Raw genomic sequence first — 16,725 nt, forward strand, 5'->3', positions numbered from 1 at the left:
TGCTTTTTTAATAACCACATCATGGTTAATCCGGAAGTCAGACGCGTACTGCAGTTGCAGATCCTGTTCACCTTGGTGGCGGTGATCGCAGCCGCTGCGTGGGGAGGGGTGGACAGCCCGCTTCCGGGGTCGATCCTGGCCGGTGGCGCAGCCGCCTTCCTCCCGGCGCTCGTATACGCCAGGATCGCTTACGCCCGGCGACGTATATCGCCCGCAGAATTGATGCGCGCCCACTTCATAGCCGAAGCGGTGAAGTTCTTGCTCACCGTCGTGATATTTGGGGTGGTCGCGCTGTTTTTCAAGAACATGTCGGTGCCGGCGCTGGTGATCGGGTATCTGGTCGCCGCTTCCGCGTACTGGTTCGGGCTTCTAAGCAAAAATTGAGATCGAGCAATGGCTACTAACGCTACTGACTACATCAAGCACCACCTAACATTCTGGCAGTCGTCGCAGGAAGGCGGTTTCTGGACGCTCAACCTCGACACCTTCAGCGTGTCGCTGGTGCTGGCCTTCGTCTTCGCCGGCGTGTTCGCCATGGTCGCGCGCAACGCGAGCATCGAGGCGCCGGGCCGCCTGCAGCTCTTCATCGAGTCTATCGTCGAGCTGGTCGATACCCAGGCCAAGGAAGTCTTTCAAGCCAAGAGCAAGGTGGTCGCCCCGCTGGCGCTGACCATCTTCTGCTGGATCTTCCTGATGAACGCGATGGACCTGCTGCCGGTCGACCTGATCCCGATGGCGGCCCAGTGGATCGGCCACACCTTCTTCGGTGCCGACCCCGCCCACGTCTATTTCCGCGTCGTACCGTCGGCCGACATCAACGCCACCTTCGCGATGTCGCTGTCGGTGATGATGTGCATCATCGGCTTCTCGATCAGCGCCAAGGGCCTCGGCGGCTGGGGCAAGGAACTCTTGACCGCGCCGTTCCACGCGACCAACCCGATTCTGGCTCTGGTCCTCGCGCCGGTGAACTTCGCGTTCCAGATGGTCGAACTGGCCGCCAAGCCGCTTTCGCTGGCACTGCGTCTGTTCGGCAACATGTACTCGGGCGAGCTGATCTTCATCCTGATCGCGCTGTTGCCGTTCGGCTTCCAGTGGATGCTCGGCGCGCCGTGGGCGATCTTCCACATCCTGATCATCACGCTGCAGGCCTTCATCTTCATGATGCTGTCGATGGTGTACCTGAGCCTGGCAGTCGAAGCGCACTGATTTTTGTTTGACCGTTTTACGACACCCTTTTACCCAACCATCCTGCTTTTAGTCTTAGGAGATATCTAAATGGAAGCTCTCGTTTCTCAGATTCAGTCGATGACCGTGCTGGCCGCTGCCATCATCATTGGCCTCGGCGCCATCGGTACCGCTCTGGGCTTCGCCATCCTCGGCGGCAAGTTCCTGGAGAGCTCGGCTCGCCAACCGGAAATGATCCCGGTTCTGCAAACCAAGCTGTTCATCATCGCGGGTCTGCTGGATGCTATCTCCATGATCGGCGTGGGCGTGGCTATGCTCTACACCTTCAACAACCCGTTCCTGGCCGCTGCCGTCGCCGCTGTTAAAGCCGCTGCTGGCGCCTGATCCCGTTTCGGGACGGTTGTTGTAGACACCACTCTGGAGGAAAACAAGCGTGGAATTCAACGCGACACTACTGGGTCAGGCGATCACCTTCGCCATCCTGGTATGGTTCACCATGAAGTTTGTTTGGCCTCCGCTTACCAACATGATGGACGAGCGTGCCAAGCGCATCGCCGATGGCTTGGCTGCTGCAGAACGCGGCAAACAAGATCTGGAAGCTGCTGAAAAACGCGTAGCCGACGAGCTGCGCAAGGCTAAGGGACAGTCGACCGAAATCGTGCTGTCCGCCGAGAAGCGTGCCAACCAGATCGTGGAAGAAGCGAAAGAGGCCGCACGCACCGAAGGTGCCCGCCTCGTCGCCGACGCCAAGTCCGAGATCGAGCAGGAAGTCCTGCGTGCCAAGGAAGCCCTGCGCGAGCAAGTGGCGGCCCTGGCCGTGGATGGCGCAGAGAAGATCCTGCGCCGCGAGATCGACTCGGGCAAGCATGCTGACCTGCTCGCCTCCATCAAAGCGGAGTTGTAATTAACTCATGGCAGAACTTACTACCGTAGCAAGGCCCTACGCCGAAGCGGTATTCAGCCTCGCCAGCGAAGCCCAACGCCTCGACCCATGGTCCGAGGCGCTTCGCTGGCTGGCTGCCATGGTGCAAAACCCGGAAGTGGCCGAATACGTCACTAATCCGAAACATACCGCACAAGAGGTTGAGGCGCTGATGCTGGACGTACTCGGCGAGCGCGCCACCGACGAGGTGAAGAACCTCATCGGCGCGCTGAGCGAGAACAGCCGTCTGACGCTGCTGCCGGAAATTGCCAATCAGTTTGAGCTGTTCAAGGCCCAGACGGAAGGTATCGTCGACGCGACTGTCGAATCCGCCTTCCCGATGACTGAAGAACAGAAGAGCGAACTGGCCCAGACGCTTTCCAAGAAGTACGGCAAGACCGTACGGCTTGACGTGCACGAAAACGCCGATCTGATCGGTGGGGTCCGGGTGTTGGTCGGTGACGACGTCATCGACGCTTCCGTTCGCGGCAAACTGCACGCCATGGCGGCAAGCCTCAAGAATTAGGAGAGATCATGCAGTTGAACCCCTCTGAGATCAGCGAGCTGATCAAGGCAAAGATCCAGAACCTGGCCGAAGGCGCTGAAATCCGTACCAAGGGTACGGTGATTTCCGTGACCGACGGTATCGTTCGTATCCACGGCCTCGCAGACGTGATGCAGGGTGAAATGCTCGAGTTCCCGGGCAACACCTTTGGCCTCGCGATGAACCTGGAACGTGACTCGGTAGGCGCCGTGATTCTGGGCGAATACGAGCACATTTCCGAAGGTGACGAAGTCACTTGCACCGGCCGCATTCTCGAAGTGCCGGTCGGTCCGGAGCTGGTCGGCCGCGTGGTGAACGCGCTCGGCCAACCTATCGACGGCAAGGGCCCGATCAACGCGACCGCCACGTCCCCGGTGGAAAAAATCGCCCCGGGCGTGATCGCGCGTAAATCGGTCGACCAGCCGATGCAGACCGGCGTGAAGTCGATCGACTCGATGGTTCCGGTCGGCCGCGGTCAGCGTGAGCTGATCATCGGCGACCGCCAGACCGGCAAGACCGCCGTCGCGCTCGACGCGATCGTCAACCAGAAGGGCACCGGCGTCATTTGTATCTACGTCGCCGTCGGCCAGAAGGCGTCGTCGATCGCCAACGTGGTGCGCAAGCTCGAAGAGCACGGCGCGATGGCTCACACCATCATCGTCGCTGCGACCGCTTCCGAAGCCGCCGCGCTGCAGTTCATCGCCCCGTACTCCGGTTGCGCGATGGGCGAATACTTCCGCGACATCGGCGAAGACGCGCTGATCGTGTACGACGACCTGTCCAAACAGGCCGTCGCCTACCGTCAGATCTCGCTGCTCTTGCGCCGTCCGCCGGGCCGCGAAGCCTATCCGGGCGACGTGTTCTATCTCCACTCGCGTCTGCTCGAGCGCGCATCGCGCATCAACGAAGATGAAGTCGAGAAGCTGACCGGTGGCAAGGTGACCGGCAAGACCGGTTCGCTGACCGCGCTGCCTATCATCGAAACCCAGGCAGGCGACGTGTCCGCGTTCGTGCCGACCAACGTGATCTCGATCACCGACGGCCAGATCTTCCTGGAGTCCGACCTGTTCAACGCGGGTATCCGTCCGGCCATCAACGCCGGTATCTCGGTGTCCCGCGTCGGCGGTGCGGCTCAGACCAAGGTGATCAAGAAGCTCGGCGGCGGTGTCCGTCTGGCGCTGGCGCAGTACCGTGAACTGGCTGCGTTCGCGCAGTTCGCTTCCGACCTTGACGAAGCCACTCGCAAACAGCTGGCCCACGGCCAGATCGTGACCGAGCTGATGAAGCAGAAGCAGTTCTCCACGCTGTCGACCGCCGAAATGGCGCTGACGCTGTGGGCGGTGAGCAAGGGCTCGTACGAAGACGTGCCGGTCAAGAACGCGCTGGCGTTCGAAGCCGCCTTCCTCGCCTACGTTCGCGCCAACCACAGCGACCTGCTCAAGGCCGTCGACGCTTCGGGCGAACTGTCCGGCGACAACGAGAAGATCCTGGCTTCGGCGATGCAGTCGTTCAAGGCCGGCTTCAGCTACAACTGAGCCTTTCGGTAAACGAAGCTAACTGAAAGGGTCAGGACATGGCAGTCGGTAAAGAGATTCTCACCAAGATCCGAAGCGTGCAGAACACGCAGAAGATCACGCGCGCGATGCAGATGGTGGCAACCTCCAAGATGCGCAAAACGCAAGAGCGTATGCGCGCTGCCCGTCCTTACGCCGAGAAGGTGCGCCACGTGATGGCGCACCTGGCTCAGGCCAATACGGACCTGGAGCACCCCCTGCTCGCCAAGCGCGACGTCATCAAGCGTGCCGGCGTCATCCTGATCACCTCGGACAAGGGCTTGTGCGGTGGACTTAACGTCAACATCCTCAAGCGCTTTTACGTCAAGGTTCAGGAACTGACCGAAGCCGGCGTCGAAGTCGAAGTGTGCAGCCTCGGCCAGAAAGGCCTGGCGGCTGCTCAACGGACCGGCCTCGGCGTGGTGGCAAGCGCGATCCACTTGGGCGACGTGCCCAGGCTGGAAAAACTGATTGGCCCGCTTACAGTCCTGTTGAAGAAGTACGCCGATGGCGAACTGGATGCGGTTTACATCGTGTCGTCCCGTTTCATCAACACGATGAAACAGGAGCCGGCAGTCGAACAGCTGCTCCCGCTGACCCCGGAACACATGGTGGTCGAGCACTCGCACTCGTGGGATTACCTCTACGAGCCGAGCGCCACCGCCGTGATGGAGTTCCTGGTGCGTCGTTACGTGGAGTCGGTGGTATACCAGGCGTTGGCCGAGAACATGGCCGCCGAGCAGGCCGCTCGGATGGTGGCGATGAAGTCCGCCACCGACAACGCGGGCAACGCGATCAAGGAATTGCGCCTGGTGTACAACAAGTCGCGTCAAGCGGCGATCACCACCGAGCTGTCGGAAATCGTGGCCGGCGCCGCCGCGGTGTAAACCGTCAAGCAGGCTGTAACGTATATTGTTTAGGAACCGATAATGAGCCAAGGCAAAATCGTACAAATCATCGGCCCGGTGGTCGACGTGGAGTTTCCGCGCACCGCCATGCCGAAGGTTTATGATGCCCTGAAACTGGCTGACGGCGACCTCACGTTCGAAGTCCAGCAGCAGCTGGGCGACGGCGTGGTGCGTGCCATCGCCATGGGCAGCTCGGACGGTCTGAAGCGTGGCATGGCCGTTGCTAACACCGGTGCGGGTATTTCCGTACCGGTCGGCACCGCCACCCTCGGCCGCATCATGGACGTGCTGGGCAACCCGATCGACGAAGCGGGCGCGATCGCGACCGAAACCCGTCGCGGGATTCACCAGAGCGCGCCGAAGTTCGACGAGCTGTCCGCTGCGACCGAGCTCTTGGAAACCGGCATCAAGGTGATCGACCTGCTGTGCCCGTTCGCCAAGGGCGGTAAAGTGGGTCTGTTCGGCGGCGCCGGTGTGGGCAAGACCGTGAACATGATGGAGCTCATCAACAACATCGCCAAGGCGCACTCGGGTCTGTCCGTGTTCGCCGGCGTGGGTGAGCGCACTCGTGAAGGTAACGACTTCTACCACGAGATGAAGGACTCCAACGTCCTCGACAAAGTGGCGATGGTCTACGGCCAGATGAACGAGCCGCCGGGCAACCGTCTGCGCGTCGCACTGACCGGCCTGACCATGGCGGAACACTTCCGCGACGAGAAGGACGAGTCGGGCAAGGGCCGCGACGTGCTGTTCTTCGTGGACAACATCTACCGCTACACGCTGGCCGGTACCGAAGTGTCCGCGCTGTTGGGCCGTATGCCGTCGGCGGTGGGTTACCAGCCGACGCTGGCCGAGGAAATGGGCCGTCTGCAGGAGCGCATCACCTCCACCCGCAGCGGCTCGATTACCTCGATCCAGGCCGTTTACGTTCCTGCGGATGACTTGACCGACCCGTCCCCGGCGACCACCTTCGCCCACTTGGACGCGACGGTCGTGTTGTCCCGTGACATCGCCTCGCTGGGTATCTACCCGGCCGTGGACCCGCTCGACTCGACTTCCCGCCAGCTCGATCCGCTGGTGGTGGGTGACGACCACTACGCGGTTGCCCGCGGCGTGCAGACCACCCTGCAGAAGTACAAGGAACTGCGTGACATCATCGCGATTCTGGGCATGGACGAACTGTCGGAAGAAGACAAGCTCGTCGTGTACCGTGCGCGTAAGATCCAGCGTTTCCTGTCGCAGCCTTTCCACGTGGCCGAAGTGTTTACCGGTTCGCCGGGCAAATACGTGTCGCTGAAGGACACCATCACGGGCTTCAAGGCGATCATCTCTGGTGAATACGACCACCTGCCGGAACAAGCGTTCTACATGGTCGGCTCCATCGAAGAAGCCGTCGAGAAGGCCAAGACCCTTAGCTAAGGAGAGGGCCCATGGCCAAGATGCATGTGGAAGTGGTCAGCACTGAAGAGCTGATTTTCTCCGGCGAGGCAGAGTTTCTGGTGGCTCCGGCGGAAAACGGCGAGATCGGTGTCTATCCGCGTCACGTGCCGCTCCTGACTCGCATCAAACCCGGCGTCCTGCGTGTGCAGGTGCCGGGCGAGGCGAAAGAGGTTCTGGTGGCGGTCTCCGGCGGCATGATGGAAGTGCAGCCTACCCTCATCACCGTGCTGGCCGACGTGGCCGTGCGTGGTGACGAGCTGGACGAAGCCCGGGCTCAGCAGGCCAAAAAGGACGCCGAAGAGGCGCTCAAGAAGGCCAGCGACGACCGCGAAACCGCCAGCGCCCACGCGGCACTGGCGACCGCGATCGCCGAGCTGAAGACGCTCGAGTACCTCCGTCGGCGCGCGCACTGACACAATTCGCGTATACTTTCAGGCTGCCCCGAGGGGCAGCCTTTTTCCTTTTCAGACGCCGAAAAATCGTTCATGGATCGTCTTTCTGTAGTCATTCTCGCTGCTGGAAAAGGCAAGCGCATGTATTCCGACCTGCCCAAGGTGCTGCACCCGATAGGCGGCAGGCCGATGCTCGCGCGCGTGGTCGATACCGCGCGCCGCCTGGAGCCGGCAAAGCTGGTCGTCGTGTACGGCCACGGCGGCGAGCAGGTGCGCAATACGCTGCCCGATGCCGACCTCGGGTGGGCCGAACAGGCCGAGCAGCTCGGCACCGGCCACGCGCTCAAGTGCGCGCTGCCGCTGTTGCCCGACACCGGCAAGACGCTGGTGCTATACGGTGACGTGCCGCTGATCGAAGCCCATGTGCTGTCCGAACTCACGGCGCTGGCAGGAGAAGGCGCCGCGCTGTTGACCGACGAGCTGGCCAACCCCTCCGGCTACGGGCGCATCGTGCGCGGCGCCAGCGGCGCGGTGCAAGCCATCGTCGAGGACAAGGACTGTTCGCCCGAACAGAAGGCGATCCGCGAGATCAACACCGGCATGCTGGTGCTGCCGAACCGGCGGCTGGCCGGCTGGCTGAACGAGCTGAAGAACGGCAACGCCCAGGGCGAGTACTACCTGACCGATGTGATCGAGCTGGCGGTGCGCGACGGTGTGCAGGTCCATGCGCTGAAGGTGCCGGCTTCCTGGCAGGCGGCCGGCGTCAACAACAAGGTGCAGTTGGCCGAGCTCGAGCGCATCCTGCAGGCGAACCAGGCGCGTGCGCTGCTGGAAGCCGGCGTGCAGCTGGCCGACCCGGCGCGCATCGACATCCGCGGCACGCTCGCACACGGCCGCGACGTGACGATCGATGTCAACTGCGTGTTCGAAGGCACGGTCGAACTCGGCGACAAAGTCAGCATCGGCGCCAACTGCGTGCTGAAGAACGTGAAGATCGAAGCGGGCGCGCAGATCGCGCCGTTCTCGCACCTGGAGGGCGCGGTGGTCGGCGCGAACAGCAAGGTCGGTCCGTACGCACGCCTGCGCCCGGGCACCAGCTTGGCCGAGGGGGTGCATATCGGCAACTTCGTCGAGGTGAAGAAGAGCGTGATCGGGCAGGGCAGCAAGGTCAACCACCTGAGCTACATCGGCGACACCGTGATCGGCAGCGGCAGCAATATCGGCGCCGGTACGGTTACCTGCAATTACGACGGCGTGAACAAGTTCCAGACGCGGATCGGCGACAATGTGTTCGTCGGCTCGGGCGCGCTGCTGGTCGCGCCGGTGACGGTAGAGGATGGCGCGACGATAGGCGCCGGCACGGTGCTGACCAAGACCGCGCCGGCCGATCAGCTGACGGTCGCGCGCGCGCGCCAGGCGACGGTGCCGGGCTGGCAGCGTCCGGCCAAACAGAAATAATCCAGCGCTCGGCCGGTTGGCCGAGCGCTGGGATCCAGATCATCACGATTCGGGGTGTGGCCCCGCAAGGTGGACATTATGTGTGGGATTGTCGGTGCGATCGCGTCGCGCAATGTGGTTCCGGTACTGGTCGACGGCCTGAAGCGCCTCGAGTACCGCGGTTACGACTCGGCCGGGGTGGCAGTGCTGGACGGTGACAAGGTCCGTCGCGTGCGTCGAGTCGGCCGCGTCGTCGAGATGGAAGGCGCGGCGGCGGCGGAGAGCCTCGAAGGCCAGGTCGGCATCGGCCACACCCGCTGGGCGACGCACGGCGGCGTGACCGAGCCTAACGCGCACCCGCACATCTCCTTCGGCGAGCTGGCGGTGGTGCACAACGGCATCATCGAGAACCACGAACAGCAGCGCGAGCGCCTGAAGGGCCTCGGCTACGCCTTCGAATCGCAGACCGACACCGAGGTGATTGCCCACCTCGTGCATCACTACTTCAAGCGATCGGATGACCTGCTCGGCGCGGTGCGCGAGGCGGTGGCCGAGCTGCACGGCGCGTACGCGATCGGCGTGATCGCGCTGGCGAAGCCCGACGAGCTGATCACCGCGCGCATGGGCTGCCCGCTGTTGATCGGCCTCGGCGACGGCGAAAACTTCATCGCGTCCGACGTGTCGGCCATCCTGTCGGCGACGCGCAAGGTGATCTTCCTCGAAGAGGGCGACGTCGCGCGCCTGACGCGCGACAGCGTCACCATCCTCGGCCGCGACGGCGCCCCGGCGGAGCGCGCGGTGCACCTGTCCGACGTGTCGCTCGCGTCGCTCGAGCTCGGTCCTTACGACCACTACATGCAGAAGGAAATCCACGAGCAGCCGAAGGCGCTGGCCGACACCATCGAGGCGGTGCTCGAGGTCGGCTTCAGCCCGACGCTGTTCGGCGCCGACGCGGCCTCGAGGTTGGCCGAGGTCGAAGGCGTGCAGATACTCGCCTGCGGCACCAGCTACTACGCCGGCCTGACCGCCAAGTACTGGATCGAGGCGCTGACCGGCCTGCCGTGCAACGTCGAGATCGCCAGTGAATACCGCTACCGCGACGCGTGGGCGCACCCGAAACACCTGATCGTCACCATCTCGCAGTCGGGCGAAACGCTCGACACGATGGAAGCGCTCAAACGCGCGCGCGAACTCGGCCATGCGCACGCGCTGTCGATCTGCAACGTGCGTGAATCGGCGATTCCGCGCGCGTCGGACCTGGTGTTCTACACACGCGCCGGCGCCGAGATCGGCGTCGCGTCGACCAAGGCGTTCACCACGCAGCTCGTCGCGCTGTTCACGCTGGCCGGGACGCTGGCCAAGCTGCGCGGCCGCATCAGCGCCGAAGACGAAGCGGCCTACCTCGAAGAGCTGCGCGCGCTGCCGGGCAGCGTGCAGCACGCGCTGAACCTCGAGCCGCAGATCCACGCGTGGGCGCAGTCGTTCGCCGCCAAGCAGAACGCGCTCTTCCTCGGTCGCGGCCTGCACTACCCGATCGCGCTCGAAGGTGCGCTCAAGCTCAAGGAAATCACCTACATCCACGCCGAGGCCTACCCGGCCGGCGAGCTCAAGCACGGCCCGCTGGCGCTGGTCGACGAGGCGATGCCGGTGGTGGTGATCGCGCCGAACGACAGCCTGTTGGAGAAGGTGAAGTCGAACATGCAGGAGGTGAGCGCGCGCGGCGGCGAGCTGTTCGTGTTCGCCGACGCCGACAGCCACTTCACCGATTCGGAAGGCGTGCACGTGATCCGCACCCCGCGCCACGTCGGCATCCTGAGCCCTATCGTCCACTCGATCCCGGTGCAGTTGCTCGCCTACCACGCGGCGCTGGCCCGCGGCACCGACGTCGACAAGCCGCGCAACCTCGCCAAGTCGGTCACCGTCGAGTAAGGCTACGCCGAGGCACTTTCACACAATCAAGCGCTACCATGACTCGGTCAACCAGCCCGGCAGGCTCAGCTTGTCGGGCTGAGTGCTTTTGATGGGACAGTCGTCTCGCGGACCGGTCCCGAGTGGGATGGTCGACGAGGGCGCCCCGCAGCCACCGGCCTGGGCCTAGTAGCGGGTCGACTCGTTACGGCCACAGTTGAGGCAGTGCTGATACGAGCCCCAGCGCCCCCGTCGTTGATCCATCGGGCCGCCGCAGCAAAAACAGACGATGCCGCGGCCAAACATCGCACGCGCGAGGCGGTAGCATCCCCACAGCGCCCACAAGCCGGCAATCCCCAGAAGCACCGGCGCGGCCTGGGCCAACAGCAGGCCCAAGGGCTTGGACCAGTCACCGGTCGAGAGCATCAGCTTCTCGCCCTGAGAGTGGGCGAGCCAACCGAGGACGGCCAGCGCTGCCGGCCTGTAAAAGAGGTTGAGCAGCAACCCAATTCGCATGATTCGCATGATGCACCTCCATTGCCACAAGCCAACGGCATGACTAAACAGGCCCGCCTTGTGCGGGCATGTTGTTTTGGAGGTTCCCCATGTCCCCCGGCCAACAGACACTACAGATTGCACTCTCCCAACTGGGAGCCAAAGGAACAAGCGCCCGGCTTCATAATGGCCCTCGGGCACGCCTGTACCCCAAGAGCGTCTACCCCGGGTGCATGGCCATCGTCTACCGGCGCGTAACGCAGGCCATCGCCTAAACCCGCATGGCCATCGCTGTCGCGGCGCGCCGGCGTGCTGCATCCATGGAGCGGCCGGCGCTGCGCGTGAAAAACCCTGTGCAGCGTGATGTTTTCATTATGGAATTCGCCAGGAGACTTGGCCACACGGCTTTCGGCGAACGGGTGGGTGTACCGCATCGAAGGCAGCGCCAGCGCCGTCGGCCGTAGTGAAGAACACGCCGGGCGACGCGGACCTACCTCAGGATTATGCGACGAACCGAGCAAGGTTGGCCGAGCCCGGCCGGATAGTAAAAAGGCGCCCATCTGGGCGCCTTTTTGGTGCAGCGAGGTGGCTCAGGCGAAGCGCCGCGCCGCGTCCAGCGCCAGCCCGCTGCCGATGCTGCCGTACAGGTCGCCCTCGACCGCCTGCGCCGCCGGCAGCAGGGCGGCGATGCGCTGGCGCAGCAGCGGGACGCCGCTGGCGCCGCCGGTGAAGAACACGGTATCGACCTGGCCGGCGGCCACGCCGGCGTCCTGCAACAGACGCGCGACCGTGGTTTCGATGGTGTCGATCTGGCGCTCGATCGCCTGGTCGAAAGCGGCGCGGGTGATGTCGTGCTGCAGGCCGGCCTCGATCTCGCTCAAGGCCAGCGTCACCCGCTCGTCGGCGGACAGCGCGATCTTCGCCGCCTCGACCTGGATCGCCAGCCAGTGGCCGGCGCGCTTGTTGACGAGCGAGAACAGCCGGTCGAGCTTGTCGCGTTCTTCGGCCTCGCCGTAGACGCTCTTCAGGTCGGACATCGCCTGGCGCGTGTAGGCGAAGTTGATCGTGTGCCAGGTCGCGAGGTTGAAATAGAAGCCGGACGGCATCTCGGCGCCGCTCTTCAGGCGGCTCTTCAGGCCGAGGAGCGGCATCACGCCGTTGAGGCTCAGCTGCTTGTCGAAGTCGGTGCCGCCGATGTGCACGCCGCAGTTGGCGAGGATGTCGTCGCGGCGGTCGAGCCGGCCCGCGCGCTCGGGCGAGACGCGGATCAGCGTGAAGTCCGAGGTGCCGCCGCCGATGTCGACCACCAGCACCAGTTCTTCCTTGTGGATGCGGCTCTCGTAGTCGAAGGCCGCCGCGATCGGTTCGAACTGGAACTCGATGTCGGAAAAACCGGCGCGGCGCGCGATCTCGGCCAGGGTGTCCTCGGCCAACTTGTCGGCCTTCGCGTCGTCGTCGACGAAGAACACCGGGCGGCCGAACACCGCCTGCTTGAAGCCGCGCCCGGCCTCTCGTTCGGCGCGCGTCTTCAGGCCGTCGATGAACATGGCCAACAGGTCGAGAAAGCGCACCGCGCGGCCCTGCACCTCGGTCTGGCCGTTCATCAGCGAGGTGCCGAGCAGGCTCTTGAGCGAGCGCATCAGCCGGCCTTCGTAGCCTTCCAGGTATTCGGAAAGCGCGGCACGGCCGAGCGCCACCGAGTCTTCGTCGGCGTTGAAAAACACCACCGATGGCAGCGTGACCTTGCCGTCTTCGAGCGCCAACAGCGCGCTTTGCCCGGGGCGGTGCCAGCCGACCGTCGAGTTGGACGTGCCGAAGTCCACGCCGCAAGCATTCGTCATCATTGTTCGTCCAAGCCGGTTCAGTAGAAGGCGCGCGAGTATAGCGGAAAGTGCCGACACCCGTAGCAGCGGCGTGCCCGGAGGCGGGATTGTGTTGTTTCGGCGCAGTCCGGGAGTAGAATCGGCGCTTTACGGCGGGGCCGCGCGGCGGACAGATATGACATCTGTGACCGCCCCGATGCGCTCGAGTCAGCCGAAGCGCCCGGCCGGGTGCTTTTTCATCGATGGAGTCAGAACATGTTGATAGGCGAATCCCGCGTCGAGCGGCTGGTGGTCCACCGCGTCGGCAACCAGGCGCGCGGCGAGAGCCTGCAGTTGTCCGACCGCGCGACGTCGGTCGACGACGAGGTGTCGGCGCTGCTGCTGGGCGGGTATCTGAAAGGCATCGTCTCGGACAAGAAGAAGTACCAGTTCTTCCACGAGTCCGACCTCAACCTCAACGAGCTCTACCACTACTCGCGCCAGTTCTTCCGCGGCGAGATCGATTTTCTCGACGTGTCGCACCGCATCGCCCGGCACCTGTACGCGCATTCCCAGCACCCGAACATCAGCTCCGGCGACGTGCTGGTGATCCTGTTTTCCGGCCTGTCGGACGGCGACGAGACGCAGCGCGCGATCGGCGTGTTCAAGTCGGAGATCCGCGACGATTTCCTGACGCTGATCGACTCGGGCGACGTGATCGACATCCGCCACGCGTCGGGCATCAACCCCAAGCTGATCGACAAGGGCGCGCTGATCCTCGACAACGGGCCCATCGTCTACGCGGTCGACCGCCTCGGCCACCAGACCAAGTTCTGGCTCGACGATTTTTTAAAGGCGATGCGCGTGCCCGACGTCGGCTCGAGCAGCCGGATGGTGGCGAAGGTGGTCGAGCAGCTGTCGGGCGAGATCGACGACCCGGTCGAGCAGGTGCGCTTCAAGGACGAATTCCTGTCGCTGTGCAGCGCCGAGGACGACGTGTCGGCCGGCCAGCTGACGTCGATGGCCGAGAAGTTCGTCCCGCGCGAACAGGTGAACCAGGCCTTCGACAGCGCGGCCGAATCGTACGGCTTCACGCTCGACGACGACGCGCGTCTGCCGGCGCAGGGCATGTACAAGCGGCTGGAGAAGACGCTGAGCAAGGTTGGCGTCGGTCACGGCATCAGCCTGCTGCTGCCGTCCGACCTGAGCCTGGAGACCTTCCGCTCGCTCGACGACGGCGAGGGCGAGATGACGCTGACGCTGAAACTGAAGAAGCGCGACTGAGCGCACGGCGCCCGGGCGCCGTCGTTCCTGGCCAAGAGCTCGGCCAACCTTCTAAAGGTTGGCCGAGTTTCATGACGGGGATCGAGGGGAACCCGTCGGTGTCGAGCAAAGCCGGGCCAAGCCCGGTCCACGGCTCAGCGCCGGGCTAAAGCCAGCTTGGCGCGGCCGAACAGCACTCCGCCGTTGACGACGAAGATACCGGCGAGCACCAGGCAGGCGCCGGCGAGAAAATGCGCGTCGAGCGGCTCGGCCAACAAGAGCACGCCGAAGGCGACGCCGTACAGCGGCGTCAGGAACGAGAACACCACCAGCTGCGACGCCTGGTAGCGGCGCAGCATCCAGAACCACGCGAGGTAGCTGGCGCAGGCGACCAGCACGCCCTGGAAGAACAGCGTGCCGGCGGTAATCCACGACAACGCGACATGGCCGATCTCGCCGCTGACCGCCGCGTAAGCGAGGGCGACGACGCAACCGGCGACCAGCTGGTAGAGCAGCGTCTCGGCCGGTTCGGCGTCGGCCAGTCGTGAGCAGCGCACCACCACCGTGGTCGCGCCCCACGCGAGGCCGGCCAGCACCGCGAGCGCGTCGCCAAGCCGCGTGTCGGCGTTGCCCCCCGCGTCGCCGAGGAAGGCGAACGCGAGGCCGGAAAACGCGAGCGCGATGCCGATCCACTGCCGAGGCGACAGCCGCTCGCTCGGCAGCCGCCACGCGAGGCCGAGCGCGGTGAAGATCGGCGCGGTATAGAGGAAGACGACCATATGCGACGCGCTGGTGTACGCGAGGCCGACCGCGATCAGCACGAATTCGACGCCGAACAAGAGGCCGGCGGCGACGCCGGGTTTGAAGGTGCCTTTCAGCCGCTTGTGGCCGCGCCACCGCATCAGGCCGCCGACCAAGAGCGCGGCAAGGCCCGAGCGCAGCGCGATCTGCATGATCGGCGCGATGTCTTGCGCGGCCAGCTTGATCACGATCTGCTGCAGCCCCCACAGCGCGCACAAGAGCGCCATCAGTCCGGCGGCGAGACCGTCGATCGAGAGTCGGGGGGCTTGCATGGGGAATACCTTCTTGCACGGAGCGGGGAGAGTGACGATTATCGGACCGTCTTCATCGCTCGATATAGCGTGTTGCCGACAAGCGATAGCGAGAACATGCCATGGCCGTCTTTTCCAAGCTGATGCCGCTTGCCGAGCCGCCGCCCGGCCCGGTCTACTTCAAGAGCGCCGACCTCGACGCGGGCAGCGTCTACCCGACACACCGCCACAGCGTCGGCCAGTTCGTCCATTCGCACTGCGGCGTGATAGAGGTCGGGATCGAGTCCGGCCAGCTGATCGCAACGCCGCAGTTCGGCATCTGGCTGCCGCCCGGCGTCGAACACCTGAGCCAGAACCGCGATGCGGCGAGCTTCTCGTCGCTGTATCTGTCGAGAGCCTGGTGCGCCGGCCTGCCCGAGACCGCGTGCGCGTTGACGGTGAGCCCGCTGATCGCCGGCGTGATCGACGAATTGCGCGCGCGCCGCATCGCTGCGCCGCAGGACGACGAAGAGCGGCGGCTGGTACGCGTGCTCGTCGACGCGCTCGTTCGCGCGCCGCGCCACGGTTCCTACCTGCCGACCTCGAACGATCCGGCGCTGGCCAGGGTACTCGGCGAATTGTTGCGCAACCCCGGCGACAAGCGGTCGCTGTCGGCTTGGGCCGAGGCGGTGCACAGCACCGAGCGCACGCTGGAGAGGCGCTGCCGGCGCGACCTGGGGATGGGCTTTGGCGAATGGCGGCAGCGGCTGCGCGTGGTGCGCGCGCTGACGCTGCTCGCGGCCGGCGGCAAGGTCGAGAGCATCGCTTTCGAACTCGGCTACAGCAGCGCGTCGGCCTTCATCGCGATGTTCCGCCGCCAGACCGGCACGTCGCCCGACGAGTTCCGCAAGGCGAATCCGGCCGCGCTGGCGTGATCCGGCCCGGCTTATTCCCGTTGGTTTTATCTATATTTACGATAAGCAATATCGAAACAATCTGTTTCGCAAATGAGTTATCGCTCGCGTACAATCACGAGCAATTGGTAAACCTTGCGAGCGATTCAACGTCATGTCCAATCTTTCGACCGAACAAGTCCTCAGCGTCCACCACTGGAACGACACGCTGTTCAGCTTCAAAACCACCCGCAACGACGGCCTGCGTTTCGAGAACGGCCAGTTCGTGATGATCGGTCTGGAAGTGAACGGCAAGCCGCTGATGCGCGCGTACAGCGTCGCCAGCCCGAACTACGAAGAACACCTCGAGTTCTTCAGCATCAAGGTGCAGAACGGCCCGCTGACGTCGCGCCTGCAACACCTGAAGGCCGGCGACCCGATCATGGTCAGCCGCAAGCCGACCGGCACGCTGGTGCTGCACGACCTGAACCCGGGCAAGAACCTGTACCTGTTGTCGACCGGCACCGGTCTCGCGCCGTTCATGAGCGTGATCCAGGACCCGGAAACCTACGAGCGCTTCGAAAAAGTCGTGCTGATCCATGGCGTGCGCTGGACCAGCGAACTGGCCTACTCCGACTTCATTACCAACGAGCTGGCGAACAACGAATTCTTCGGCGAGGCGGTGCGCGAGAAGCTGATCTACTACCCGACCGTGACGCGCGAAGCGTTCCGCAACCAGGGCCGTCTGACCGACCTGATCGTCAACGGCAAGCTCGCCGCCGACATCGGCCTGCCGCAGATGAACCCGGAAACCGACCGCGCGATGCTGTGCGGCAGCCCGGCGATGCTCGACGACACCTGCAAGATCCTCGACGAGCTCGGCTTCAAGGTCTCCGGCCGCATCGGCGAGCCGGGCGACTACGTGATCGAGCGCGCCTTCGTCGAGAAGTAA

17 protein-coding genes are annotated in these 16,725 nt (G+C 64.2%); 14 read left to right on the forward strand and 3 right to left on the reverse strand.

The window, feature by feature from the left end:
* Positions 1-54 precede the first annotated feature (54 nt).
* The 11 genes from DWG20_RS07110 (at position 55) to glmS (ending at position 10,310) form a co-directional block, all read left to right on the forward strand.
* Positions 55-384, forward strand: a complete 330-nt coding sequence (locus DWG20_RS07110; RefSeq protein ID WP_245944795.1) for an ATP synthase subunit I — start codon at positions 55-57, stop codon at positions 382-384.
* Positions 385-393: 9 nt separating this feature from the next.
* Positions 394-1,206, forward strand: coding sequence for a F0F1 ATP synthase subunit A (atpB, locus tag DWG20_RS07115; RefSeq protein WP_115433150.1), 813 nt, complete (start codon positions 394-396; stop codon positions 1,204-1,206).
* Between the two features lie 69 nt (positions 1,207-1,275).
* On the forward strand, positions 1,276-1,569 hold the full coding sequence (gene atpE, locus DWG20_RS07120) for a F0F1 ATP synthase subunit C (RefSeq protein ID WP_115433151.1): 294 nt from the start codon (positions 1,276-1,278) through the stop codon (positions 1,567-1,569).
* Between the two features lie 49 nt (positions 1,570-1,618).
* Positions 1,619-2,089, forward strand: a complete 471-nt coding sequence (locus tag DWG20_RS07125) for a F0F1 ATP synthase subunit B (RefSeq protein WP_115433152.1) — start codon at positions 1,619-1,621, stop codon at positions 2,087-2,089.
* A 7-nt stretch (positions 2,090-2,096) separates the two neighbouring features.
* Positions 2,097-2,633 carry a F0F1 ATP synthase subunit delta gene (locus DWG20_RS07130; RefSeq protein WP_115433153.1) on the forward strand — a complete coding sequence of 179 codons (537 nt, stop codon included), beginning with the start codon at positions 2,097-2,099 and terminating at the stop codon, positions 2,631-2,633.
* An 8-nt stretch (positions 2,634-2,641) separates the two neighbouring features.
* Positions 2,642-4,186, forward strand: coding sequence for a F0F1 ATP synthase subunit alpha (atpA, locus tag DWG20_RS07135; RefSeq protein ID WP_115433154.1), 1,545 nt, complete (start codon positions 2,642-2,644; stop codon positions 4,184-4,186).
* A 38-nt stretch (positions 4,187-4,224) separates the two neighbouring features.
* The gene (gene atpG, locus DWG20_RS07140; RefSeq protein ID WP_115433155.1) at positions 4,225-5,091 is read left to right on the forward strand and encodes a F0F1 ATP synthase subunit gamma; all 867 of its coding nucleotides are present in this window, start codon (positions 4,225-4,227) and stop codon (positions 5,089-5,091) included.
* A gap of 42 nt (positions 5,092-5,133) precedes the next feature.
* Entirely contained in the window at positions 5,134-6,531 is a 1,398-nt protein-coding gene (gene atpD, locus DWG20_RS07145; protein ID WP_115433156.1) for a F0F1 ATP synthase subunit beta, read from the forward strand.
* Positions 6,532-6,542: 11 nt separating this feature from the next.
* Positions 6,543-6,965 (forward strand): F0F1 ATP synthase subunit epsilon, encoded by a 423-nt coding sequence (locus DWG20_RS07150; protein WP_115433157.1) that lies wholly within the window; start codon positions 6,543-6,545, stop codon positions 6,963-6,965.
* A gap of 72 nt (positions 6,966-7,037) precedes the next feature.
* Complete coding sequence (gene glmU, locus DWG20_RS07155) at positions 7,038-8,402, forward strand: bifunctional UDP-N-acetylglucosamine diphosphorylase/glucosamine-1-phosphate N-acetyltransferase GlmU (protein WP_115433158.1); 1,365 nt, start codon at positions 7,038-7,040, stop codon at positions 8,400-8,402.
* 78 nt (positions 8,403-8,480) lie between these two features.
* Positions 8,481-10,310 carry a glutamine--fructose-6-phosphate transaminase (isomerizing) gene (glmS, locus tag DWG20_RS07160; RefSeq protein WP_115433159.1) on the forward strand — a complete coding sequence of 610 codons (1,830 nt, stop codon included), beginning with the start codon at positions 8,481-8,483 and terminating at the stop codon, positions 10,308-10,310.
* Between the two features lie 165 nt (positions 10,311-10,475).
* On the opposite strand, the gene DWG20_RS07165 is transcribed toward glmS, so the two are convergent.
* On the reverse strand, positions 10,476-10,814 hold the full coding sequence (locus DWG20_RS07165) for a hypothetical protein (RefSeq protein WP_115433160.1): 339 nt from the start codon (positions 10,812-10,814) through the stop codon (positions 10,476-10,478).
* A gap of 560 nt (positions 10,815-11,374) precedes the next feature.
* Positions 11,375-12,628, reverse strand: coding sequence for an Hsp70 family protein (locus tag DWG20_RS07170; RefSeq protein ID WP_115433161.1), 1,254 nt, complete (start codon positions 12,626-12,628; stop codon positions 11,375-11,377).
* 234 nt (positions 12,629-12,862) lie between these two features.
* Between DWG20_RS07170 and DWG20_RS07175 the strand changes: the two genes are divergently transcribed.
* Positions 12,863-13,870 carry a nucleoid-associated protein gene (locus DWG20_RS07175; protein ID WP_115433162.1) on the forward strand — a complete coding sequence of 336 codons (1,008 nt, stop codon included), beginning with the start codon at positions 12,863-12,865 and terminating at the stop codon, positions 13,868-13,870.
* A gap of 134 nt (positions 13,871-14,004) precedes the next feature.
* On the opposite strand, the gene DWG20_RS07180 is transcribed toward DWG20_RS07175, so the two are convergent.
* The gene (locus DWG20_RS07180; RefSeq protein WP_115433163.1) at positions 14,005-14,922 is read right to left on the reverse strand and encodes a DMT family transporter; all 918 of its coding nucleotides are present in this window, start codon (positions 14,920-14,922) and stop codon (positions 14,005-14,007) included.
* 101 nt (positions 14,923-15,023) lie between these two features.
* Here DWG20_RS07180 and DWG20_RS07185 point away from each other — a divergent pair, with 101 nt between their 5' ends.
* Positions 15,024-15,815: an AraC family transcriptional regulator gene (locus DWG20_RS07185; protein WP_115433164.1), complete on the forward strand. Its 792-nt coding sequence runs from the start codon at positions 15,024-15,026 to the stop codon at positions 15,813-15,815.
* A gap of 133 nt (positions 15,816-15,948) precedes the next feature.
* Positions 15,949-16,725 carry a ferredoxin--NADP reductase gene (locus DWG20_RS07190; protein WP_115433165.1) on the forward strand — a complete coding sequence of 259 codons (777 nt, stop codon included), beginning with the start codon at positions 15,949-15,951 and terminating at the stop codon, positions 16,723-16,725.

Origin of the sequence: Crenobacter cavernae (assembly GCF_003355495.1) — a bacterium.
GTDB lineage: Bacteria > Pseudomonadota > Gammaproteobacteria > Burkholderiales > Chromobacteriaceae > Crenobacter > Crenobacter cavernae.